This is a genomic window from Hungatella effluvii (assembly GCF_003201875.1).
GTDB lineage: Bacteria > Bacillota > Clostridia > Lachnospirales > Lachnospiraceae > Hungatella > Hungatella effluvii.
In genome coordinates this window covers 16,054-39,258 of the sequence record NZ_QJKD01000031.1, presented here as the reverse complement: position 1 = coordinate 39,258, position 23,205 = coordinate 16,054, and the positions used below count along the sequence as shown (strand labels likewise).

Sequence of the window (23,205 nt, the reverse complement as noted above, 5' to 3'; positions counted from 1 at the left end):
GATCCCTCCCCTCATAAGTACCACCATTTCGAGTGTCAGATTTTCATTTTCTGGAATATGCATCCCTTTACCTGATATTAACTAACTGACATTGGCCTCTGAACAGTAACAAAAATCCATAAGCATGACAAATTTTGAAGTTTCGCCATTCATATTTGGTATTTGGCATCCATTTAGCTGAGACTTTATTATAATGTTATAATGACGGCAAAAAATGAAATGACAGCATGCCAGAATATGCACGAGGAGGAAATGAAATATGTCAAGTGTTAAAGGAATCTTAGAAAGAGCAAGTTTGGACAACGTAATTGCCTGTTTGCTGGATGAGCCAGAACCGGTAAAAGGAACGATTGATGTAAGCGAAAAGGCTATTGAGAACAGTTACCGGGAATTTATATTGGAATTGACGCATCTTTATCCAGGTATTAATAAAGACGATGATGAGCTGTTTGATGCAGTTATAAAATTTGCCGCTATTCTTGAAGAGATTTATTTGAAAATCGGGCTGATCGTTGGAGGAAAATTAGACAGAGAACTGAAGGAGGGGGAGAAGATACTTAAGGACATGGCAGCAGCAAAATAACGTGAGAAGAACTGTTCCTTATTTTAGAAACAGTTCTTTTTTTAAAATTTTCCAGAAGAGTTTTTATAAAATGGCTTTTAATATTAAAAAAATAAGCAAAAGCCAAATTGCAGCGATAGGAATAGCGTAATACCACTTCTTAGGCTTTCCATCTATCCATAGTTCTTTTGACTGTTCGCGATTTTTATCCATAACATTTTCAGGTATCAATTTAATTGTAAATGCGATCAGAGCGGGTAATAAAATAATATCATCCAAATAACCTAAGACAGGAATAAAATCCGGTATGAAATCAATCGGTGAAAGAGCATACACCACTGTAATTCCTGCAAAAAATTTTGCCGCTGCCGGGGTGTCCTTATCTTTTAAGGCCAGAAATACAGCAGGAATATCTGTTTTGAGTTTCTTAGCACGTTCTTTCAAATTCATCTTAGTTACCTCTGCAGCTTATATTTTGTGGTGATTCCCCGTAAACGTACCCCTAAAGGAAGTTCCTTGTTGATAGTTGTATAAAAGAAAAAGGTTTGGTTAACACTCTCCCTATAATATGGAATTACGAGGTATACTGCTATGAATAACAATAGAGACAGGGTTCTGTTATACACAGAAGAGTTCACAAAAAAACACGGGTATACGCCGACAGCATTTCAAATATCAAATGAACTGTATATTCCGCATGATAAGGTATCTTCTATTATAGAAGTATTGAGGGCCGATGGATCGATTCAAATCAGCCGGCCATTATCATAATCACTGCAAATATTATTCCGGCCATGAATTCAGTACGTTATTTTTCGGTTATTCTATAAATATTCCATAAAACTAACGAAGAGCAATAGTTTTATATAGGCATCCTCTCACATGGGATCATGTATCCTGTAATCAAAACATAACAGAATAATCAGTGGTCGTCAAGCAACGATTTAATAAAGTCTGTATATTAATAGTACTTAAAATAGGAAGTTCAAATTACCCCAGTTTGCAGTATGTTGAAAAGATTGCAAAAAAATGGTATCATAAGCACTATCATCATGTTTCATAGAAAAAAGAATTGGTCTCCATGCTTTATGTTTTTTCCTGGTAAAGTTTCATCGCTGATGCAAGGAAAGAATCTATTGTAGCATGGGGCCTTTTTTATTCCCGCAGGCGGAGAACCAAACAGACAGGGTGGCGTGTCAATTTGGCTCCATGCCGCGAGGGTCAAAAAACCCCGCTGTCTAACAGCAGGTTTTTTGAATTAAAGGAATCAGCAGCTTTCGATTAAATGACTGAGGGGAGAATTTAGATGAAGGAACTGAAAATTGGAATGCAGGTAATGGAGGAATTTAAGCAGTATTTGGTGTTGGAGGAAAAAAGTAAGGCGACTATTGATCAATATTTGCGGGATATCTTCAAATTCTTAGATTACATGAAAAATGATCCGCTGACAAAGGAGCGCATCATTAATTATAAGGAGCTGCTGCAGAAAGATTACAGTGCAAGAAGTGTTAATACCATTCTTGCGGCTCTTAACAGTTTCTTTCGGTGGCTGGACCATCCGGAGTTTTTGGTAAAGCAGCTTAAGATCCAGCAGCAGTCCTTTTGTATGGAAGAAAAAGAACTGTCCAGGCAGGAGTATTTTCGCCTGGTGAAAGCGGCCAGGAGAAGTGGTAACAGCAGACTGGAAATGATTCTTCAGACTATATGCTGTACGGGAATTCGTGTCAGTGAATTAAGCTTTATAACAGTAGGGGCGGTTCGGCAGGGATTTGCAGAGATATGCTGTAAGGGCAAAACCCGGAGAATTATGATACCGGGAGATTTAAGGAAAAAACTGCTTTTATACATTCAAAAAAAAGAGATTAAAGCAGGAACAGTATTTACTACAAGAAGCGGAAATACAGTAGACAGAAGCAATATCTGGCGTGAAATGAAAAGCATTGCAAAGGAAGCAGGGGTACTGGCGGATAAAATATTTCCGCATAATCTGCGTCACCTGTTTGCCAGATGTTTTTATGAGATCGATAAGGATATGGCGAAGCTTGCAGATGTGCTGGGGCACAGCAATATCAATACTACGAGAATCTATATGATTTCTACCGGGGAGGAACACCGAAGGCAGCTGGAGAGGCTGAGACTGGTGATTTGAAAGGAACAACATAATAAGTATTATGTTGTAGCCGATTTAAAACGTCGGTTTTAAGGCGTTTTATCGCCCCCATTGTGACATGTTTTTACTTAAAGTGTCATTAGAAGATAAAAATTATTTGGTATTTAACTGGGAAATTTGTAGCATTTAGAGTTGAAAATAATTGAAATGCGTGCTAGTATTATAGAGAAAATCAGTTTTTAACGTATAAAAATTATACGTTTACAACATAATACTTATTATGTTGTATTCATGAAATAGCGAAAGGCGGAGTAATATGGTGACTTATGACAGACAGGAAGTGGGGAAACGTCTGGCTTGCCGTCGACGTGAGATGGGACTAACAGGGGAAGAAATGGGAAGACAAATCGGAAAGAAAGGCAAATATTACCGTGATATTGAGAACGGAAGATGTGGAATGTCTGTAGAAACGTTGATGCTTCTGGCCGAAAAAATGGGACTGTCACTGGACTATCTGATTTACGGAATTGCTGATGACGAAAAAATGGGAGAACCAAAATTGATTGTAAACATGTTGTCTCATTGTGATAGACGCGTTCGTGAGGGCGCGGTAAATCTGCTGAAGGTGTATTTAGAGTCTGTATTAAAGTGATGCAGATATAAGATACGTAATAAACAGAACGAAAATTCCCGATAGATGGAATGGAAAAATAACCCCGGTGCATTTTTGAGGTTAGGGAGATTGGAGTATGAAGTACAGTGAAAGTAAATACAAATGAACGAAAGAATAATGACAAAGCGTTAAAACCTGCAAATGGAAATAACTCAAAAAAAAGACATATCGAACATTGGAAAGTAGTCGCTTTCTATCTTATCATATATGACGTAATCGCAGTGAATTTTTCTTACTTTTTTGGTTTGTGGCTGCGGTTTGATTTGCGTTTCTCAAAAATCCCTCAGATATATCTTGATTCGTACATAAAATTCGCGCCATTTTATACGGTGTTTGTGTTGATTGTATTTTATTCGCTGCATTTGTATAAAAGTCTTTGGAGATTTGCCAGCTTTAGCGAGTTGAACCGGATATTTGCATCAAGTGTGATTACCACAGTATTTCATGCTGTGTTCATTACTTTGTGTATTAAGCGTATGCCTATTTCGTATTATATGATCGGCGCAGCCATGCAGCTGGCTCTGGTAACTGCGATACGATTTGCCTATCGTTATGTAACGCTGGAGCGGACGAGAAGAGAACGGAATGTGAGCGCTGTCCATAATGTGATGGTGATCGGTGCTGGTGCCGCTGGACAGGTGATATTAAAGGAACTGAAAAGTTCAACGGAAGTTATGGCGAAGCCATGCTGCGTGATTGATGATAATCCTAATAAATGGGAGCGGTTTATGGAAGGTGTGCCGATCGTTGGCGGCCGTGATTCAATTATGGAATCAGTTGAAAAGTATAAGATTGACCAGATTTTATTAGCAATACCAACCGCATCTCCAAAGGATAAAAGGGATATTTTAAATATCTGTAAAGAGACCCACTGTGAGCTGAAGAGCCTGCCAGGTATATATCAGTTGGCCAATGGTGAGGTGTCACTGAGCAGAATGAAGGCAGTGGCAGTAGAGGATTTGCTTGGCAGAGATCCGATTAAGGTGAATATGGAAGAAATATTCCAGTATATCAAAGGAAAGACCATTCTTGTCACAGGCGGAGGCGGTTCCATTGGCAGTGAGCTATGCCGTCAGATTGCCGGGCATGAGCCGAAACAGCTGATAATCTTTGATGTGTATGAAAATAATGCCTATGACATCGAACAGGAACTGAAAAGAAAATATAAGGATAAGCTGAATCTGGTCGTCCTGATTGGCTCGGTGCGTGATAGCAGAAGAATCAACATGGTGTTTGAGCGGTATAAACCAGACATTGTATACCATGCGGCTGCACATAAGCATGTACCTCTGATGGAAACCAGTCCCAATGAAGCGATTAAGAACAATGTAGTGGGTACATATAAGACCGCTTATGCCGCTTTGAGGAATGGAACGCAGCGGTTTGTGCTGATCAGCACGGATAAGGCTGTCAATCCAACCAGCATCATGGGGGCGAGTAAAAGGCTTTGTGAGATGGTGATTCAGAGTATGGATGCAATTAGCAAAGAGGGGAAGATGGAACTGCTGCCGTTTTTGCATGCGCATGTGAATAAAACGATTGACGGACAGGTTGTACATGATCCGGTGGATCATATGGCTGTTGATGGTATGAGAGAAGGAAATAGGGCTGCACAGGGAAAGAAGATGGGAACCCAATTCGTGGCAGTTCGTTTCGGCAATGTACTAGGAAGCAATGGTTCAGTCATTCCGCTGTTTAAAAAGCAGATTGAAGCAGGAGGCCCAGTTACTGTTACGCATCCGGATATTGTTCGTTATTTTATGACGATACCGGAGGCAGTAAGTCTGGTGATGCAGGCAGGAACTTATGCGAAGGGCGGAGAGATCTTTGTTTTGGATATGGGAGAGCCAGTGAAGATTGATACGCTTGCCCGGAATTTGATTAAGTTATCAGGATATGAGCCTGAAGTCGATATTCAGTTGGCATATACAGGACTAAGGCCTGGTGAAAAGTTATTTGAGGAGAAGTTGATGGCTGAGGAAGGAATGTTGAAGACAGCCAATGAATTGATTCATATTGGAAAACCGATTCCGTTTGACAAAGAGGTGTTTTTAAAGCAGTTAGAGGAGTTAGCCAAAGCGAGTTATGAGAATAGTGATTGCATTGTCGAGATGGTTAGGGAGATCGTTACGACATTTCTGCCGGTAGGGGATAGGCCTACAGGAGAAGAGGTTGTAAGAAAAAGTCGGATTGGAAGTGTGATGGCGGAGGTGGCGGTTGCAAGTATGGCAAAATAATATTGAAGAGAAGAAACAAATGGATAAAAGTTTTAACATTTGTTATATAGAAAAGGCAGTCATGGAAGATAGCTGATTTAAATGAAACTGATATATGATTTGAGTCAACATGAATCAAGCGATAATGAATTAGGTATAAACCGATTTATGTACAAGGGAGCCAAGAATATGTTTATTAAGGAACAGAGTGATATCCCCCCTTTTGAGTCGAGGGTATGGCTGGCAAGCCCAACTATGCACGGAGAAGAATTAAAGTACATGACAGAGGCATACGAGACAAACTGGATGTCCACAGTAGGAGCAAATATCAATGAGGTCGAGAAAGTTGCTGCTGAAAAAGCAGAGGCAAAATATGCAGTGGCATTATCCTGTTGCACCGCTGCACTCCATCTTTGTGTGAAGCTTGCCGGTGAGAGACTGTACGGTAAGCCGGATGTCGGGCATGGAGCTGTAGAAGGTAAGCGGGTATTCTGCTCTGATATGACCTTTGACGCGACTTTGAACCCTGTTGTGTACGAGGGCGGTATTCCAGTGTTTATTGATACAGAGAGGGATACCTGGAACATGGATCCCATTGCTCTGGAGAAGGCGTTTGAGATTTATCCAGAAGTAAAGCTTGTAGTAGTAGCCCACCTTTACGGCTTCCCTGGGAAGCTTGATGAACTGAGGGCAGTGTGTGAGAAACATGGCGCTTTAATGATAGAGGATGCTGCAGAGTCGATGGGTGCCACATATAAGGGTCACCAGACCGGTTCTTTTGGAGATTATGCAGCAATTTCCTATAATGGGAACAAAATAATCAGCGGTTCATCTGGAGGATGTTTACTCACAAACATCATAGAGGATGCGAACAAAGCGAGAAAGTGGTCCACGCAGGCAAGAGAAAACGCAGCATGGTATCAACATGAAGAAGTCGGTTATAACTACCGTATGAGCAATGTAATTGCGGGTGTGGTGAGAGGACAGTATCCGCATCTGGAGGAGCATATCGCTCAGAAGAAAGAAGTATGGGTGAGATACAAAGAAGGCTTAGAGGGTCTGCCGGTATCAATGAATGCATTTGAAGAAGATAAGTCGACTCCAAATTACTGGATGTCCGCAATGCTCATTAATACAAATGCGATGTGTAGACAGGTACGGGACGATACTAAAGCAATATATGTCCCAGAGCATGGAAAATCTTGCCCTACTGAAATTTTGGAGGCAATAGCAAGTATTAATGCAGAGGGAAGGCCAATCTGGAAGCCGATGCATATGCAGCCTATTTATAGAATGAATGGTTTTGTAACAAGGGAGGGCAATGGAAGAGCCAGGAGTAACTCCTATATTGCCGGAGTAACGCTTGATGTGGGAGCGGATATTTTTGCGAGAGGACTGTGCCTGCCGAGCGATAACAAGATGACGGCGGAGCAGGTGGATAGGATTATTGAAGTTATCAGGAGATGTTTTGAATAAGGGTATGGCAGGAATAGATAATGAAACAATACATAAAGCATACGGGCCATATGAAAAGTATTTTAAGCGTCCTTTAGATATATTTTGCGGATTACTGGCTGTGATTGTATTTTGGTGGCTCTATGCCATCGTAGCAATATTAGTGAGAGTAAAATTGGGCTCTCCAATTCTGTTCACACAGGACAGACCGGGTAAGGGCGAGAAGATATTCAAACTGTATAAATTCAGGACGATGACGAATGCGAGGGATGAGAACGGAGAACTGATGCCAGATGAAGTGCGGCTTACCCGGTTTGGCAGATTTTTGAGGTCTGCTTCACTGGATGAACTTCCGGAGACATATAACATAATCAAAGGAGATATGTCGATTATCGGGCCAAGGCCGTTATTGGTAAGGTATTTAGACCGCTATAACATGGAACAGCATCGCCGTCATGAAGTTAGGCCTGGCCTTTCAGGATACGCACAGGTGCACGGAAGAAACACAATTTCTTGGGAAGAAAAATTCAAGATGGATGTTCAATATGTAGACTACATTACATTTCTGGGAGATGTGAAGATAATTATTCAGACCATAGGTAAGGCATTTATCAGGCATGAAGGAATCTCTTCCAAAACCTCCGCTACAATGGAAGAATTTTGGGGAAGTGAGGAAAAATTAAAGTATGAACAGGCAATTAATGATTCGTCTATATCACACACTGAGACTATGGATGATTCCGAACAGTGGGAAAAGAGCTGAATATATGAAAGAGCATAAAGTGTTCCACAATATTGGGAGTGGATGTACGGTAATGGAAAGAAAAGTTCCATTGTATCCCAGTCTTATATCTCTCGGAAATAATGTACACCTTGCCTCAAAGGTTTACCTTGTACCCCATGACGCAATCCATCTTTGCCTGAACTCTTTGGCAGGGGCTGGCCGGGAAGGAGGTAATACGTTTAAGGAAAGAATTGGATGTATTGAGATAGGAGACAATGTTTTTATTGGTTCTAATACGACAGTCCTGTATGACGTAAAAATTGGTTCAAATGTGATTGTAGGGGCTGGAAGCCTGGTAAACAGGGATATTCCGGACAATTCGGTAGCTGTGGGAAGTCCGGCGAAAGTGATTGGAACATTTAATGATTTTATGGAGAAACGAAGGAATGTTCAGTCATATCCGGATGAACTGAAACCGGTTGGGCATTTTATAACAAAGAAGTTAGAAGACTGGTGCTGGGAGGATTTCCATAAACGCCACGGCTTCTGAAGGTGAGGTAAATTTTGGGAATAAAAAATCTGGTAATTATAGGCGCCGGTGGTTGTGGAAGGGAAGTCCTTCAGTGGGCTAACGACATCAATGAAGCAGAAAGGCGCTGGAATATAAAGGGTTTTATTGATGATGATTTAAATGCCCTGAATGAAAAACGCTGTAGTGTGTCGGTTTTGTCTAAAATCGATGACTACAAGATTGATCCTGAAGATGAATTTGTTTGTTGTATTGGAAACAGCGGCATTCGAAAATTAATTGTTGAAAAACTCAAGAAGAAGGGGGCTGTATTTACAATGGTAACCCATCCAAATGCTGTAATTGCGAACAATTGCATTTTGGGAGAAGGTGTAATTATTTATCCGTTTGCATTAATTTCCGATAATGCGATTTTGGGCGACGGGTGCATTATCAATATGCACTCCTCAGTTGCACATGATTCTGTGTTGGGCGAGTATTGTACGATCAGTGCACATTGTGACATTACTGGTATGTGTAGGGTGGGTAACCGTGTTTTTATGGGGTCCACGTCCCATATGATTCCAGGCACAACAATCGGTGATGATGTTTATATTTGCGCTGGGAGTTCTGTAATGAGCAGAGTACGGAGTGGTATGAAAGTACTTGGTAATCCGGCAAAAATCGTTAAGTTTTGAAACATACAAATATATGGAGGTATTAAATAATGGATAAGTTTCTTAAGTTTGTTGCGGATGTTATGGAAGTCGATCCTTCTGGAATTAATATTGAGACTCCATATAAAGAGGGAAAATGGGATTCTTTTATGATGCTTACACTCGTCATGGAGTTGGAAGCAGAGTATGGTGTGTTGATTCCAATGGAGAGCTTAGGAGATATTAAGACACTTTCTGACCTTTATGAGTTTGTAAAATAAAGGTTTCATATTTTTGCAATTCAGGAGGAAGTAATAGGAAATGGTCGAAGCAAAGAAAAGGGTGGCTATGCTCTCAAATGTTACAGTTGATCTTATTGCAGCTAAATTACGCAGAAGGTACGATTTTTATTTACCAGAGGGCTTTGATACATGGGTGCAGGAAACTATTAATCCAGCGTCAGGTTTATATTTGGAGAACTTTGACGCCATTATAGTACTTCTTGATGGAACAGAGGCGCGGACCTGGAAAGGCAGAGAAGAAGCGACTGAGAGAATTACTCTATGGAAGCAGGCCCTGGATATACTCGCGAAAAGTATAACTGCTATCCCTATATTTATATCAACTATAGACATCCGAGAGAATCGAATCAAATCCCTTTCAGAAAGGAAATTTTCTATTGAACTTGAAAATGAGTGGTATCAGTTTGTTCAGGATTTGATCGAGGAGAAAAATAATCTTTATATTTTTGACCTTATGGACGTGATTGCTGAGTTCGGGAGAAAACAGTTTTATTCCAATAAAATGTGGTACATGAGCAGTATGCCATATTCAAAATATGGATTGGATATTGTAGCTACTGAAATAAGTAGAGTACTTAACTCTGTATTTAGCATACGGAAGAAGATCATTGTGCTTGATCTCGATAACACACTTTGGGGCGGTGTGATCGGAGAGGATGGCATAGAAGGAATAGAACTCTCTGACCATAAAGAAGGTCAGCGGTATTATGATTTCCAGCACCAACTTCTTGAAATGAAGAATAGAGGAATCGTCCTTGCTGTTAATTCAAAGAACAATGAAGAGGATGCTGAAAATGCTATTCAGAACCATTCAGCCATGCTTCTCCGTGATGATGATTTTGTTTCCCGAAAGATTAACTGGGTAAATAAGGCGACGAATCTGAAGACAATGGAAACTGAATTGAACCTTACAGAAAGCGGCTTTATTTTCATTGATGATAATCCAGCGGAACGAGCAATTGTCAGTGGCGAATGTCCGGAGGTGTTGGTTCCGGATTTCCCGACAGATACAACAGAGCTTCTTTCATTTGCTGAAGATATCTGGTTCGACTATTGCTGCCCATTGAGAGTTTTGGAAGAGAGTATGAAGAAGACGCAGATGTATCATAATGAGGCAAGACGTAAGCAGGAGATGAGTGAGAGCTTGAATCTGGAGGGCTATATTAAAAAATTGGAAATCATAGTGGATATCCACAAAATGCGTCCAGAGGAACTGGAACGTGTAACACAGCTCTGCAGCAAGGTAAATCAGTTCAATGTTACTACAAAGCGATATATGCAGATTGATATAGAACGTATAGCCCAGGATCCCAATAATGCCATATATGTTGTTTGTTCCAGCGATAAATACGGTGATTGCGGACTTATCAGTGTAGTTATCCTAATTGAAGAAGATACCACTGTCCGCATTGACACCTTCCTGATGAGCTGCCGTGTAATGGGCAGAGAGTTGGAAGCTGTGATCCTAAATGAACTGGCTGCTAAGTATGCCGGGAAGCAAAAAATTATTGGTGAGTTCATTCCCACGGCAAAAAACACACCTGTGAAGGAGTTGTATGACCGTTTGGGTTTTGAACAGATTTCTAATGAAGGCGGTCACAAGACTTATCAGCTTATCGTGGCAGGATACGAAAAGAAACAGTTTCATAGCTATAAAGAGATCCGTTTTGAAGAGGTTATTGAATAAACAATAAATAATAGGTGATGAAATGAAAATTGACCATATAGGGTATGCAGTAAAACAGATCGACCGTGCGTTGAGTTCATTTAAAAAATTAGGCTTTCAGTTTTACCATATGATTGAGGATCATGATCGAAATATTAAGATTATCTTTGGGGAAAAAAATAATTATAGAATTGAGTTAGTGTGTCCGCTGGACAAAACAAAGAAATCACCAGTGGATGCTTATTTGAGTAAAATAGGTCCGACACCATACCATATCTGTTATCAGTCTGCGAATCTGGAAGTTGATATTGAGAATTTGAAAAAGCAGGGATTCAGAGTAATTATTGATCCTGAAAGGGCCGTTGCTTTTAACGGCAAAAGAGTCGTGTTCATGATGAACATAGGTTTTGGGTTGATGGAGATAGTGGAAACATGAGCAAAAGGGTTCTAAATAATGATTATGGCCTTGCCGAAATGCAAGAGAATCTTTTACAAGCCTTAGATGCGTTGGATTTGATTTGTAGGGAAAATGGCATACATTATACAATCCATGGCGGAACAGTTCTTGGTGCGGAGAGAAACCATCATTTGATTCCTTGGGATGACGATGTGGATATTGCTATGTGGCGGGATGAATTTGAAAAATTTAAAAGCGTTATAGAAGCTGGGAACATTCCGGCAGGCTATTATTTGGATGAAACAACGATGTGGTTTCCGCGTTTTGTTATGAAAAACCAAGATGATCCTGTGTATATCGACATTTTGATTTGGGATTACATTTCAGAAAATAAAATCGCACAGAAGCTAAAAATCACATGTCTTAGAGCCATACAAGGTATGATGAAAGAGGACGTTGATTATTCGCAATATGGGTTAAAAGGAAAAATCCTTGTAGGCGTTACCCAGGAAATGGGAAAGCTGCTAAGCACCAAGAAGAAACTTGAGATCTTTCAAAACATCCAGACAAAAAGATGGCTGGGGAGCAAGAGATGTATTCACAGATCAAATGACTCTTATCGAGGATGTACATACATACTTGATAGCAATTATATGGATGCTTATTCGGAAATTGAACTAGAGGGGAAGAACTACATGGTGAATAAAAGGTATCATGAGTTCCTGATAATGGAATATGGAGAAAACTATATGACTCCTCCGCCCGCTAAGGACAGGCTTCCAAGTCATGTGAAGTTTAGGAAATCAATAGAGAAGAAACAGAAAGCTGGGAACAAGTTATGAATGTGGCAATTATTATTGCCGGAGGTTCTGGCAGCAGGATGGGCCAGGATATCCCGAAACAGTTTATTAATGTATATGACAAGCCTGTGCTTATTTACACACTGGAGGGATTCCAGAAGCATCCGCAAATCGATGCTATTGAAGTTGTATGCATCGATGGCTGGCATGACGTCCTTGGGGCTTATGCAAAACAGTTTGGTATTGACAAATTAAAATGGGTTGTTTCAGGAGGAGAAACCGGACAGGAGTCTATCAGGAACGGAGTCTATCAATTGGAGGGAAAGGTGTCACAGGATGATATAGTTATTATCCATGATGGAATTCGTCCGCTTGTCGATGAAACCATCCTGACCGATGTCATTATCAAAGCGCAGAAGTATGGCAATGCGGTTACATCGCTGCCATATAATGAGCAAATTTTCGTGATAGATGATGAGGTCAGCACGACAAGATTTATCCCCCGTGAAACACTGCGGAGAGTCTCAACACCACAGGCATATCGCTTTGATCTTATTGACTCGAAGTATCATGAAGCGTATGAGAAGGAAATTGGAATATATGGTTCCCATTATACAAATACAATGATGGTTGAGTTAGGCGTGAGGCTTTACTTTGCCGCTGGCTCTGACAAGAACATCAAGCTTACAACGAAAGACGATCTTGAAATGTTCAAGGCATATTTGAAATCTGATAAAGATAACTGGTTAAAATGATATGTGAGGGAGGGATGAATATGAATCTGTATCAGAATGACAAATATTTAGAGGATGTGAGGTATGTCAGTGATCTTGACCTGCCATGGGGAAAACTGGAGGGCAGAAGTCTCATGCTTTCGGGAGCAACAGGGTTACTTGGAAGTTTTCTTATTGATGTTATCATGGAGAAAAATGTTTCTGATGGCCTTGACTGCACCGTGTATGCCCTTGGAAGGAATGAGAAAAAAGCCAGAGAACGGTTTTGCAAGTATACAGAAAATCAGCATATCATATTCATTCCCTATGATGTGAAGAAACCATTTATGTGCGAGTCCCTGTTGGAAGTAGGTTATGTCCTGCATCTGGCTTCGAATACGCACCCAATGCAATATGCCACCGACCCAATTGGGACAATCACAACGAATATTGTTGGCGTGCAAAATATGCTTGAGTTTGCTGTAGGACACCATGCCGCCCGTTTCGCTTTTGCATCCTCTAATGAAATCTATGGTGAAAACCGCGGTGATGTGGAGTTCTTTGATGAGAAATACTGTGGCTACATAAACTCTAATACAATGAGGGCTGGATATCCTGAAAGTAAAAGATGTGGAGAAGCCTTGTGTCAGGCTTATAAAGAACAAAAAGATCTTGATGTGGTTATACCCAGATTTACCCGCTCTTATGGACCAACGATGCTCATGTCTGACACGAAGGCGATTAGTCAGTTCATCAGGAAAGGAATTGCAGGGGAGGATATTGTCCTGAAGTCAGCCGGGACACAGTACTATTCCTATCAGTATGTAGCTGATTCGGTAAGTGGCCTGTTGAGAATCCTTCTTTGCGGTGAAAATGGTGAGGCTTACAATATAGCAGAAGAACATTCTGATATTATGTTGAAAGACTTGGCGGCTATTGTTGCAAATATGAACGGCAAAAAAGTTGTATTTGAAATCCCAGATGCTGTTGAGGCTTCTGGCTATAGCACAGCTACGAAGGCGAGGCTTGATGGCCATAAGCTGGAAAAATTGGGGTGGAAACCGAAATATGGCATCAAGACAGGCATGGAGAGGACAATACAGATACTCAAAGAATTAAGCATATAAATAGAAGGGGATGATGTGATGTTAGTTACGGTTATAGTCCCGGTATATAATGTTGAAAAATATCTGGGAAAATGTGTTGAATCTATAATAGGCCAGACACATCAAAACACGGAAATCATCCTTGTAGACGATGGCTCCAAAGACCAGTCAGGTATGATGTGCGATGCAATAGGCAGAACAGACTCCCGCATACGGGTGATCCATCAAAAAAATATGGGGCTGAGTGGGGCAAGAAATTCTGCGTTGGATATCATGCAGGGTGACGCGGTCACTTTTGTGGACAGCGATGACACGTTAGACACCAATATGATCGAGACCCTTGTGAAGGATATGGAAGAGTATGATGCAGACATAGTGGAGTGTCAGTTTTATGAGGTATTTGGCGACAGAGTGGATGTCTTTGATTATTTAGGGGATACGAAGGTTTACAACGCTGAACAGGCCTTATTGATTGACCTGGGATCTAAGGGCGGCTCCATTGCAGCATGTGGGAAGCTATACCGGAGACATATTTTTGCAGAGCACCGCTTTGAAGCAGGAAGACTTGGGGAAGATGCTTTTGCCATTATTGGGAGTCTCAGGCAGGCGAATCGGATTGTGATAGACCATAGGCCCATGTATTACTACTATCATCGGAACAACAGCATTACCACTGAGGGATTTAGTGAGAAGACCCTTGATGAGATTGAAGGAGCTAAAAGAAATCTAGAAATCGTTGAAAAGGAATTTCCAAAAGCTATGCCCGGAGCAATGTTCCGATATGATTGGAGTTATCTATGGGTACTGGACAGGATCCTGTTGGGGGGACAGTGGAGAGAGAATAAGCATTTGAAAGATATTATGAGACATATACGTAAACATTTTTTTAGAATCATCAAGTGCCCCTATTTTACAAGGAACCGTAAAATAGGGGCAGCTGTGGCGAGCATTTCACCAGGAATATACCGTAAAATAGTTGTACGAACATGGAGCAGGAAGTGGAGGTAGTATGGATAGAGCAAGCATACAGAAAACATATGTTTCGAGAAATATTAGCAGTGGCGCTAGGAGTTTTTTTTCACCTAGTGAATTAATCTTCTATTTGGCGCTGATTTTAAATATTGCTTTCTCGGTATTCTATCCGGTATATTCATCTTTGCATAAATACTATGCTTATGTAGTATTCATATGCGCATTTCTGATATTTGCTTGTGGGAAGAAATTAAAATATAGCGGTATGAAGGCAGTCGGGATGGTCGCATTTATTGGGATGAATGTTCTTGCAATCCTAATGAACGGCTCCGGAATGGGCGTTTTAATTCAAATCTTATGGCCGTTGTGCATCATATATATGTTTAAAAACTTCCATATTCCTGATGCGTATATCGCCAGGATCAATGTCTTAATGATGGCCGGATGGATATTGGCAGTGGCAGGGTCTTTGAGTTATACAGCTGCATATTTTGAAGCGTTTGAGCAGAATGTCGAACAGAGGGGGATCAATCCAAATACAATAGCCATAATCATTGTAACTACCTGCCTTTTCCTTGGGTTATACATTGATGGCAAGTCCAAATCAAAATTATGGAAAATCATAGTATATGTGATCAGTTTTGCTGCGTTATATCGGACAAGGTCGAGAACGTCTATGGTTGCGTACTTTGCAATTCTAATTGTGGAGCTGTTGCTGAAGAAAAAGATCAAAAGATTAAAAAAGCTGGCATTGATATTGGTTACTTTGATAATCGCTGCCGGGATCATTTTCCCCATTGTCTATGTTGGTCTGTATAGGAACGGAATTATCACATACGATACGCTGTTCCTGAGGAAGAGGGTGTTTACGGGTCGGCAGTATATTTGGGCAAATCTGTGGAATTACTTGCAGCAAAACCATAGTGCGTTCATATGGGGAGTTGGATATAATACGGAGCTGTATTCAAGAGGGACATTTAATCTCCATAATGCTTATTTGATGATTTTTGCCCAGTATGGGCTTCCCACACTGTTGGTATATTTAGCATATATTATTTATTCGGTGGCAGGCATGTATGGGAAATCGGGACAAATTTCTGATTTGCAGTTTAAATGCTATCAGATTCTGCTCTATGTTTTGATTGTGGGATTTGGGGAGACGGTTCTTTCCTATTTGCCCAATCTGATATATATAGCCATGGCAATAGGCATAGGCTGCCGTGAACGGCTGGAGGTGGATTAAAATGATTCCAAAGATAATTCATTATTGTTGGTTTGGCTGCAATAAAAAAAGTGAAATGATCAAATGCTGCATCGCGAGCTGGCGAAAGTTCTGCCCGGATTATGAGATCGTAGAGTGGAACGAATCCAATTACGATGTCACGAAGCAGCCGTTCATGAAAAAAGCCTATGAAGCGGGGAAATGGGCATTCGTAGCGGACTATGCCAGAGTGGATATCTTATACCGTCATGGTGGGGTTTACCTGGACACAGATGTTGAGCTGATTACCAGCCTGGATCCATTTTTAAAATATGATTTTTATGCAGGGTTCGAAAGCATGTCCTTCGTGTCCTTCGGCCTTGGCTTTGGATCGGTCGAAGGACACCCGGTGTTGAAGGACATCTTGGAGTATTATGATGGCCTGGAATTTCCTGAAAGTGAGTTTGACCTGTCCATGGTCTCCTGCCCGAGGATCCAAACAGATGCTTTGGAGAGGCGGGGGATGGTGTGCAACAATCAGAACCAGGTAGTCGGGGACTGCTATATATTCAGCACGGAATACTTTTGCCCTATGTCATTCAAAACGGGGAAAACAAAAATAACAGAGAACACAGTGAGTATCCACCATTTTGACATGTCATGGAATTCGGAGGGCTTCCGAAAGGCGAAAGGCAGGGAGTGGGGACTGGTAAGGTGGTTTGGGCCTAAATGGGGGAAAAGGATTTCTTCTCTGGCCAGCTTTCCAGGGAAGCTATATAGGAATGCCAAGGAGGGGACACTGGTAGAGTATGTCCGGTTTCTTGTGAGGAGGCAAAAGGATTGAAGCCGCGATATAAACATTTTTTCTTTACAGTTATAGGTTACTTTGCAGGAAATGTATTCACAAAACTTATTTCCCTCATTCTGCTTCCGTTATATACGAAGTTGATTGACCCGGAAATATATGGACTCTATGGCGTTAACATGACCATTGTACAATTGCTCGTACCGGTTGTATGTATGTGCATCTGGATGGCAGTGTTTCGCTATTCGGCTGAAGCAGAAACAGAACAGGACAGGTATGAAATTATTTCTACAGGCCTTCCAGTTATGTGGATTGCTTCGGGGGTGATAGTGGCTGTGCTATTGATTATCAATATATTTTGGAGCTTAGGAAATCCATACCTTGTCTGTTTCTATGCGATTGCCAACGGTTTTCAATACTTCTATGGTTATATTGCCCGGAGCATGAAGGATAACAAGACGTTTATATTATCCGGGTGCGTAAATAGTACGATCAACTTATTGCTGAACTGGATTGGAATTGTATATCTGCATCATGGAATAGAGGCGCTTTATTATTCCTATATCATCGGAACACTTGCACAGGTACTGATAATCGGAATTAAGTTTCGCGTACTGAGTCACTTCCGTATGGAATATGTGCATAAGGGGCGTTTACGGACACTTTTTAAATTTGGAGGCCCGTTAGCATTAAATTCAATCATGCAGTGGCTTTTAACAGGATTCACGCAAATTATGATAGCACAAATGCTGGGAACATATTACAATGGCCTTTTTTCTGTGGCTGTGAAGTTTGCTACATTGATTTCTCTGATTGCGAGTATTTTTGAGTATGCCTGGCTTGAATTGGCATATGACCTTGCAAAAAATGACAATAGTGTCGGATATTATCGAAGAGTCATTAATATGCTATTTGGCGTACTGGTATTCGGGTCATCCGTTTTTATGCTTGTCATAAAAATTATGTTCCCATACTTTATTGCTCCAGCGTATAGTGAAGCACTTGAGATAATTCCGTATATTGTCATGTATGCTGGTGCAAATTCTTTTGCCAGCTTTTTTTCAACTATATATATGTCATATAAGGATGTCAAAACTATTATTGCTTCGTCTCTTGTAGCAGGAGGAACAAATCTGCTGCTAATCTTATTATTAATTCCTGCGCTGGGTTTCCATGGAGCGATGATTTCGCTAATGGTAGCAAGTGTTCTTATGATGTTGATCAGAGAAATTGTTCTTGAGAAGAAATATAGAATAGGAATTGATGCACTGACGGGTATCTGGATTTTAATACTTCCAGCATCCATTGCAGCATTTTATCTATCCCCCAATATACTTGTGGATGTTAGTAGTATCTTGATTTATATGGTTCTATTTGTTTTTGTAGCAAGGAGAATGTTCTATACTTATATGCGGCCGAAAAAACTCAGATGATGAAAAGAAGAATTGAGGAAACGTATGAATCCAGCAGTAGCTTTCTATAAAAAACTGAAAATCAAAACATTCAATAAACATAATAGAACAGAAATTAGATCCTTGTATGCGAATCTGGAAGCAAAATATGGTAAAAGTGCTCGAATTGATGAGAATACTTTTATATCGGCAGATGTCATTATTGGTGATTATTCCTATGTGAATGCCAATAGCCGACTGCAGCATTGTGATGTAGGTAAGTATTGTTCCATCTCTTCTAATGTAAATATTAATCCCTATAACCATAACATGAAGGGATTGACTACACACCCTGTTGGAGATGTTGACAGAAAAATAAAGCGGGTTGTGATTGGTAATGATGTCCTCATAAGTCTGAATGTTACAATTCTGGAGAGCGTTCAAATTGGGGATGGAGCTGTGATAGGAGCCGGAGCCGTTGTAACACACGATGTTGGAAAATATGAAATATGGGGAGGTGTTCCGGCAAAATTTATTCGCTACCGTGTACTGGAGGAAAGCAAGCGTAAAGCATTGTCTGAACTGAAATGGTGGGACGATGAACCCGAACGTATTAAGGAGTTGCTTAGAAAATACCGGGAAACACTGAATGAAATTGAAAGGGAATTATAAAGGAATGATTATCTGATGAATAAAACAAAAGTTACCATTTTTACACCGACATATAACCGAGATAGGTATATAACGAATTTGTATAAGTCGCTTTGCTTACAGACGGTTCTTCCCTATGAATGGCTTATTGTAGATCAAGGAAATGATAAGACCAGAGACTTGGCAGAACAATTCATAAATGATGCTGTTTTTCCGGTCATTTACAAAAGGCTTGATGGTGAACGGGGGATTGGCAGAGCGCTTAACTTAATGATGGGGATTGCTCAAGGCGATCTTGTCATGAAAGTTGACGATGATGACACATTGACCCCTGATGCGATTGAGGCTGTAATAAAGATGGCATCAACGATAGAAGACAAAGAGAAATATGCAGGTGTCAGTGGACTCAGACAGTATCCTGACGGCAGAGCAATCGGCGGGGAGTGGAACCATGATACGGAATGGTTCGACTGCACAAATTTGGAACGCGGAAAGAATGGTCTGGACGGAGATAAGGCTGAGGCATATTATCTTGATGTTTTGAAAGAGTTTGGACCGATGCCTGCGTTTCAGGGTGAATATTTTACATGGGAGGGAATATTGTGGGATAGAATTGCCCATGCAGAGAGAAAAATAAGATGGTTTAATAAAAAAATATATTGCACCCAGTATCTGCCGGGTGGAGCCACTGATACACGTGTAGAGGAGAGAAAAAACAACTTCTTCACCTATACCGTGTTGGTTTCTGAAAGGATGAATTATTCTGAAATACCGTTTGCATCCAGATTAAAACAATGCTGTAGATATTTTGAATTGGCAAGAGAGAAAAAGATTCCATTTAGGAAACTGAAGCACTACTTTGTTAATTGCAAAAGCATTGCTCTTCTTGGCTGTTTTGGAAGCATTATTACGAAGTATATTCCTCAGAATAATCTGGAATACAGAAGTTAACAGGAAAGGCAAAAAGAGTTATGAAGATTATTACGTGTGCAAGTTACGGGGCGTCAGGATCGAGTGCATTGACTGATCTGGTGGCTGAATATTCAAATGTGAAAAGAATGACTGATGCAGAGTTCCGATTTTTGCATGACCCGGATGGTATATCAGATTTAGAGTTTCAATTGGTGGAATGCCACAATAGGCATAACGCCGGGAGAGCGTTAAAACGTTTTTGGAGACAGTGCCAATTTAATGGGGGTAATCGAATTCATAAGAGATATGAAAGATTCTTTGATGGAAAATATCTTGAGCTTTCAAAACAGTATGTGGATGCTCTTACAGACTTCACGTGTAAGGGGTGGTGGGACTTTGATCTTCTGGACAAAGGTGATAAAAGGGACTTTTATATGTACAGAAAGAAAATTGAGGACAGAATATTCAAGACTATACCACTCACACACAAGAGAGTGCTTGACAATGAGATAATGTTTTTTTCGCATCCGTCAGAGGAACAATTTCTTAGTGTCACTAGAAAATATGTACATGCGCTTATGGAAGCTGCAAATCTTGAAGGAAAAGAATACATAGAAGTCGACCAGATTGTCGGCTCACAAAATATTGACAGGTATTTACGCTACTTTTCCGACCCGATTGAAGTCTTTGTGGTTGATAGAGATCCGAGGGACATTTATGTATTAGAGAAAGTGTATTATCCGATTCACTATGGAAGTTATAATAATGACTCAGCTGAGGTGTTTTGCAAGAAATTTAAATACGTAAGAGAAAGCGGAGATCCGAAAAAATCAACATCTGAGCATATTCATTACCTACAGTTTGAGGATTTTCTTTTTGACTATGAAAGAGTAGTAAAAGAAATAGAGAATGCAACCGGTTTGAAAACGGAAAACCATACTAAGAAATTTCAATATCTTAATCCTCTAAAATCCGTCAATAATGTCCAGACATGGATTGAACAGCCAGGACTTTACGAAGATATTCGATATATTGAAAACGCTTTGAGTGAATATTTATACCCATTTGACAGACACTCACGTGATGAAGTTGTTGGTATACCGGTGGCTGACAAGACAAAATTTTGAGAGGTTTATAGGCATGATATATATTTTGTTGATACTTTGTTTCATATATGGAGGGGAGTGAACAGCCTAAAGAATTAGAAGAGAAATTTACAAAAGAAAAATTCTAACTTTCAGAGCGCTTCTTGCAATGCAAGTTGTGTTTGGGCATACATTTCCTGATAATGCTTATGGAATTACAATGTTGGATAAGTTGCTTCTGCCTTTTAATAATACTGGCTTTTTATGTACCTCAATGTTTTTTTCCTGTCAGGATATGGTGTGTACGAATCTGCAAAGAAAAAGGATAACTGGACCCATTCTTAAACAGCTTGTTCCTGTTCTGCGGACGCAAAGCCAACCGGCTGAAAGCACTCTATTGGGAAGGAGACGGATTCGTTCTCCTGTATAAACGGTTAGAGAACTCACGTTTTCAATGGCCCGGGAACCAGGATGAGGTGTGCAGCATCTCACAAAAAGAGTTCTGCCGGCTACTGGAAGGACTGGCAATAGACCAACCGGGAGCCATACAGAAAATCCAGCCCAAAACCGCATTATAAAGTGCCATGAATCCCCGTATTTACTGGATTGATTGGCACTTTTATATTTTAGCAAAATTTGACTGCAAACGTAGATTAGACGGGGATCATATATCTTCCTGCTGCCATGGGGAGTACTATATTATTGAGATGTAAAGTATATCCATCCCTGTAGTTTATAATTTCAGTTATTCGTATTACCATGCCCGTTTTTCAAATACACATCCCCCGTAAAACTTTTTCTATAGGAAATTTATTCGGAACATTGCCGCAGCCACATATATAATCCATGCTGACATTGTTATTCCATTCAGATACCTGACGTTGGTCCATTTTATAAACATAAACCGTTAAATCAGGAATTTGTGCAATGCGTTCTATGAGTTTTTCATCTCCATAGGGTGACATCCCAAAAATATCTAAAGATGATACCCCGTCTAGTTGTGTATAGAGTTCAGGTGGATCGAATGGAAATAGATATCCGGCAGGAAATAAAGTTTCCGAAGGATCATGTCCAACTCCGATAACTTCTTGTTTATCCAGTAATGGAGAAAATACAATATTATATCCATTAAATTCCACTGTGTTATAACTTAAGGATAGTTTCTTGACTTCTTTTACATACTCTGGCAGATTATATTCTTCTGAGGCGTATAAGAGTATCGGCCTTGTGTCATGCGGGATAGATAAAGGTATAAACTCTCCATGCAAATAGGAACAGGAATTTTGTGGCTCCCAAAATTCTGCATAGTTTAAGGTATATATATTTGTATAAGAATTTAAACAATTAATCTTTTTTGCGTCTAATTCTGGAACTTTTATAAAATGCGCATTATCATAAAAGATAGCATTGATAGCAGAGGTTTTAATTGCATTAAGCAGACGATATTCGTCATTATCAGATATTTGGTTAATCTGAGCATATATGTATTAATAAACTTCTGCAGCCAGTGTTTCTATACCCTGATCAGGAGCTTTAGTGAATAACGAGTTGCATAGTTCTGGGGTAAAAGCAACATGAAACAAGTAGTCATATAATGGGCGGCTATTTATTAGAATATTACGAAATCTAGTAGCTATATTATCAGTTCTTAGATCTTTTATTCCGAATTCTATATTGATCCCATTTCCTAACATTAAATTTTTATTATTTATAACTGTCATGTCCTTTATTAAAATTCATTATATAACCGGTTAGTTTGAATCAGCAATATGTCGTGTGGATGCTCCAAGTGACCGCTCCTATAACACCTTCCATTCTCTTTAAGTCGGATTTTTGAAAATAACAACTATTCGACAAACTGGAATCTATCACTTTTTGGATCATGCTCACTTGGCAAGACTAAATATGCAATGGAATATTTTCTAAAAATTGTAACTCAACTTGCGCAAATTTAACACCGTATTCAATCATCTCATTCCAAGTTTCGTTTTTTAATAATGAAACGACAAATACTTTATCTTTAAGAACAACTATTAATTTATCATTTGAAAAAGCGTGTATATACCATGTTGCTTTTACTTCGGCTGCCAAAAAGCTTGTTATTTCTTCAATTTCTTCATCTGGAACATGATACTCATTTGTGTGCCAGATAGGTTCTTGGTCACCCGGCACATTTTCTATTCTCTGTGAAAAGAAAAATGGCCTCAATTTATCAAGAACATTTTCAGTATTCACCACACTTTCTTCAATAACCCCCAATTTGAACATGCGGAAACCTCCTAATTATATAAATAATCTTC

Annotated in this window: 25 protein-coding genes; 22 read left to right on the top strand and 3 right to left on the bottom strand. The window is 40.0% G+C overall.

What is annotated here, in order from left to right:
• Window positions 1-259 precede the first annotated feature (259 nt).
• The gene (locus DFR60_RS29510; protein ID WP_110326786.1) at window positions 260-583 is read left to right on the top strand and encodes a hypothetical protein; all 324 of its coding nucleotides are present in this window, start codon (window positions 260-262) and stop codon (window positions 581-583) included.
• 63 nt (window positions 584-646) lie between these two features.
• Here DFR60_RS29510 and DFR60_RS29505 read toward each other — a convergent pair whose 3' ends face one another.
• Window positions 647-1,012 carry a YkvA family protein gene (locus DFR60_RS29505; protein ID WP_110326784.1) on the bottom strand — a complete coding sequence of 122 codons (366 nt, stop codon included), beginning with the start codon at window positions 1,010-1,012 and terminating at the stop codon, window positions 647-649.
• An 856-nt stretch (window positions 1,013-1,868) separates the two neighbouring features.
• Here DFR60_RS29505 and DFR60_RS29500 point away from each other — a divergent pair.
• The 21 genes from DFR60_RS29500 to tnpB all read left to right on the top strand — a co-directional run bounded on the left by DFR60_RS29500 (window position 1,869) and on the right by tnpB (window position 21,483).
• On the top strand, window positions 1,869-2,711 hold the full coding sequence (locus DFR60_RS29500) for a tyrosine-type recombinase/integrase (RefSeq protein WP_110326781.1): 843 nt from the start codon (window positions 1,869-1,871) through the stop codon (window positions 2,709-2,711).
• A gap of 277 nt (window positions 2,712-2,988) precedes the next feature.
• A complete protein-coding gene (locus DFR60_RS29495) occupies window positions 2,989-3,324 on the top strand; it encodes a helix-turn-helix domain-containing protein (protein WP_110326780.1) in 336 nt (111 codons plus the stop codon).
• A gap of 107 nt (window positions 3,325-3,431) precedes the next feature.
• Window positions 3,432-5,582, top strand: coding sequence for a polysaccharide biosynthesis protein (locus DFR60_RS29490; RefSeq protein ID WP_110326778.1), 2,151 nt, complete (start codon window positions 3,432-3,434; stop codon window positions 5,580-5,582).
• A gap of 168 nt (window positions 5,583-5,750) precedes the next feature.
• Window positions 5,751-7,037: a DegT/DnrJ/EryC1/StrS family aminotransferase gene (locus DFR60_RS29485; protein WP_207659596.1), complete on the top strand. Its 1,287-nt coding sequence runs from the start codon at window positions 5,751-5,753 to the stop codon at window positions 7,035-7,037.
• A 4-nt stretch (window positions 7,038-7,041) separates the two neighbouring features.
• Entirely contained in the window at window positions 7,042-7,779 is a 738-nt protein-coding gene (locus tag DFR60_RS29480) for a sugar transferase (protein ID WP_110326792.1), read from the top strand.
• 4 nt (window positions 7,780-7,783) lie between these two features.
• Window positions 7,784-8,290 (top strand): acyltransferase, encoded by a 507-nt coding sequence (locus DFR60_RS31175; RefSeq protein WP_207659595.1) that lies wholly within the window; start codon window positions 7,784-7,786, stop codon window positions 8,288-8,290.
• Between the two features lie 14 nt (window positions 8,291-8,304).
• Window positions 8,305-8,946 carry an acetyltransferase gene (locus DFR60_RS29470; protein ID WP_167437766.1) on the top strand — a complete coding sequence of 214 codons (642 nt, stop codon included), beginning with the start codon at window positions 8,305-8,307 and terminating at the stop codon, window positions 8,944-8,946.
• Between the two features lie 29 nt (window positions 8,947-8,975).
• Window positions 8,976-9,185 (top strand): acyl carrier protein, encoded by a 210-nt coding sequence (locus tag DFR60_RS29465; protein ID WP_110326772.1) that lies wholly within the window; start codon window positions 8,976-8,978, stop codon window positions 9,183-9,185.
• A 40-nt stretch (window positions 9,186-9,225) separates the two neighbouring features.
• On the top strand, window positions 9,226-10,893 hold the full coding sequence (locus tag DFR60_RS29460; RefSeq protein WP_110326770.1) for an HAD-IIIC family phosphatase: 1,668 nt from the start codon (window positions 9,226-9,228) through the stop codon (window positions 10,891-10,893).
• Between the two features lie 22 nt (window positions 10,894-10,915).
• Window positions 10,916-11,308, top strand: coding sequence for a VOC family protein (locus tag DFR60_RS29455; RefSeq protein WP_110326768.1), 393 nt, complete (start codon window positions 10,916-10,918; stop codon window positions 11,306-11,308).
• The gene (locus DFR60_RS29450) at window positions 11,305-12,111 is read left to right on the top strand and encodes a LicD family protein (protein WP_110326766.1); all 807 of its coding nucleotides are present in this window, start codon (window positions 11,305-11,307) and stop codon (window positions 12,109-12,111) included. The genes DFR60_RS29455 and DFR60_RS29450 overlap by 4 nt, the downstream gene beginning before the upstream one ends.
• Window positions 12,108-12,824: an IspD/TarI family cytidylyltransferase gene (locus DFR60_RS29445; RefSeq protein ID WP_110326764.1), complete on the top strand. Its 717-nt coding sequence runs from the start codon at window positions 12,108-12,110 to the stop codon at window positions 12,822-12,824. The genes DFR60_RS29450 and DFR60_RS29445 overlap by 4 nt, the downstream gene beginning before the upstream one ends.
• A 20-nt stretch (window positions 12,825-12,844) precedes the next feature.
• A complete protein-coding gene (locus tag DFR60_RS29440; RefSeq protein WP_110326762.1) occupies window positions 12,845-13,909 on the top strand; it encodes an NAD-dependent epimerase/dehydratase family protein in 1,065 nt (354 codons plus the stop codon).
• Window positions 13,910-13,927: 18 nt separating this feature from the next.
• Window positions 13,928-14,896: a glycosyltransferase family 2 protein gene (locus DFR60_RS29435; RefSeq protein ID WP_110326760.1), complete on the top strand. Its 969-nt coding sequence runs from the start codon at window positions 13,928-13,930 to the stop codon at window positions 14,894-14,896.
• A gap of 1 nt (window position 14,897) precedes the next feature.
• On the top strand, window positions 14,898-16,103 hold the full coding sequence (locus tag DFR60_RS29430; RefSeq protein ID WP_110326758.1) for an O-antigen ligase family protein: 1,206 nt from the start codon (window positions 14,898-14,900) through the stop codon (window positions 16,101-16,103).
• Window position 16,104: 1 nt separating this feature from the next.
• Complete coding sequence (locus DFR60_RS29425; protein WP_110326756.1) at window positions 16,105-16,905, top strand: glycosyltransferase family 32 protein; 801 nt, start codon at window positions 16,105-16,107, stop codon at window positions 16,903-16,905.
• Entirely contained in the window at window positions 16,902-18,299 is a 1,398-nt protein-coding gene (locus DFR60_RS29420; RefSeq protein ID WP_110326754.1) for a lipopolysaccharide biosynthesis protein, read from the top strand. Before DFR60_RS29425 ends, DFR60_RS29420 begins: the two co-directional genes overlap by 4 nt.
• Window positions 18,300-18,323: 24 nt before the next feature.
• Window positions 18,324-18,929: a CatB-related O-acetyltransferase gene (locus DFR60_RS29415; protein WP_110326752.1), complete on the top strand. Its 606-nt coding sequence runs from the start codon at window positions 18,324-18,326 to the stop codon at window positions 18,927-18,929.
• A gap of 15 nt (window positions 18,930-18,944) precedes the next feature.
• Window positions 18,945-19,859, top strand: coding sequence for a glycosyltransferase family 2 protein (locus tag DFR60_RS29410; RefSeq protein WP_110326750.1), 915 nt, complete (start codon window positions 18,945-18,947; stop codon window positions 19,857-19,859).
• A gap of 20 nt (window positions 19,860-19,879) precedes the next feature.
• Entirely contained in the window at window positions 19,880-20,947 is a 1,068-nt protein-coding gene (locus DFR60_RS29405; RefSeq protein ID WP_110326748.1) for a hypothetical protein, read from the top strand.
• A 287-nt stretch (window positions 20,948-21,234) separates the two neighbouring features.
• Window positions 21,235-21,483, top strand: a complete 249-nt coding sequence (tnpB, locus tag DFR60_RS31545; protein WP_110326746.1) for an IS66 family insertion sequence element accessory protein TnpB — start codon at window positions 21,235-21,237, stop codon at window positions 21,481-21,483.
• Window positions 21,484-21,675: 192 nt separating this feature from the next.
• Here the strand turns inward: tnpB and DFR60_RS30200 are convergent, their stop codons facing one another.
• Both DFR60_RS30200 and DFR60_RS29395 read right to left on the bottom strand, forming a co-directional pair.
• A complete protein-coding gene (locus DFR60_RS30200; protein ID WP_146218640.1) occupies window positions 21,676-22,044 on the bottom strand; it encodes a hypothetical protein in 369 nt (122 codons plus the stop codon).
• 760 nt (window positions 22,045-22,804) lie between these two features.
• Entirely contained in the window at window positions 22,805-23,173 is a 369-nt protein-coding gene (locus DFR60_RS29395; protein WP_110326744.1) for a hypothetical protein, read from the bottom strand.
• Window positions 23,174-23,205 lie beyond the last annotated feature (32 nt).

Bases quoted from the DNA above. Each gene is read 5' to 3' on its own strand.
- DFR60_RS29510 (WP_110326786.1), top strand. From the start codon at position 260: ATGTCAAGTGTTAAAGGAATCTTAGAAAGAGCAAGTTTGGACAACGTA.
- DFR60_RS29505 (WP_110326784.1), bottom strand. From the start codon at position 1,012: ATGAATTTGAAAGAACGTGCTAAGAAACTCAAAACAGATATTCCTGCT.
- DFR60_RS29500 (WP_110326781.1), top strand. From the start codon at position 1,869: ATGAAGGAACTGAAAATTGGAATGCAGGTAATGGAGGAATTTAAGCAG.
- DFR60_RS29495 (WP_110326780.1), top strand. From the start codon at position 2,989: ATGGTGACTTATGACAGACAGGAAGTGGGGAAACGTCTGGCTTGCCGT.
- DFR60_RS29485 (WP_207659596.1), top strand. From the start codon at position 5,751: ATGTTTATTAAGGAACAGAGTGATATCCCCCCTTTTGAGTCGAGGGTA.
- DFR60_RS29480 (WP_110326792.1), top strand. From the start codon at position 7,042: ATGGCAGGAATAGATAATGAAACAATACATAAAGCATACGGGCCATAT.
- DFR60_RS31175 (WP_207659595.1), top strand. From the start codon at position 7,784: ATGAAAGAGCATAAAGTGTTCCACAATATTGGGAGTGGATGTACGGTA.
- DFR60_RS29465 (WP_110326772.1), top strand. From the start codon at position 8,976: ATGGATAAGTTTCTTAAGTTTGTTGCGGATGTTATGGAAGTCGATCCT.
- DFR60_RS29460 (WP_110326770.1), top strand. From the start codon at position 9,226: ATGGTCGAAGCAAAGAAAAGGGTGGCTATGCTCTCAAATGTTACAGTT.
- DFR60_RS29455 (WP_110326768.1), top strand. From the start codon at position 10,916: ATGAAAATTGACCATATAGGGTATGCAGTAAAACAGATCGACCGTGCG.
- DFR60_RS29450 (WP_110326766.1), top strand. From the start codon at position 11,305: ATGAGCAAAAGGGTTCTAAATAATGATTATGGCCTTGCCGAAATGCAA.
- DFR60_RS29445 (WP_110326764.1), top strand. From the start codon at position 12,108: ATGAATGTGGCAATTATTATTGCCGGAGGTTCTGGCAGCAGGATGGGC.
- DFR60_RS29440 (WP_110326762.1), top strand. From the start codon at position 12,845: ATGAATCTGTATCAGAATGACAAATATTTAGAGGATGTGAGGTATGTC.
- DFR60_RS29435 (WP_110326760.1), top strand. From the start codon at position 13,928: ATGTTAGTTACGGTTATAGTCCCGGTATATAATGTTGAAAAATATCTG.
- DFR60_RS29430 (WP_110326758.1), top strand. From the start codon at position 14,898: ATGGATAGAGCAAGCATACAGAAAACATATGTTTCGAGAAATATTAGC.
- DFR60_RS29425 (WP_110326756.1), top strand. From the start codon at position 16,105: ATGATTCCAAAGATAATTCATTATTGTTGGTTTGGCTGCAATAAAAAA.
- DFR60_RS29415 (WP_110326752.1), top strand. From the start codon at position 18,324: ATGAATCCAGCAGTAGCTTTCTATAAAAAACTGAAAATCAAAACATTC.
- DFR60_RS29410 (WP_110326750.1), top strand. From the start codon at position 18,945: ATGAATAAAACAAAAGTTACCATTTTTACACCGACATATAACCGAGAT.
- DFR60_RS29405 (WP_110326748.1), top strand. From the start codon at position 19,880: ATGAAGATTATTACGTGTGCAAGTTACGGGGCGTCAGGATCGAGTGCA.
- DFR60_RS29395 (WP_110326744.1), bottom strand. From the start codon at position 23,173: ATGTTCAAATTGGGGGTTATTGAAGAAAGTGTGGTGAATACTGAAAAT.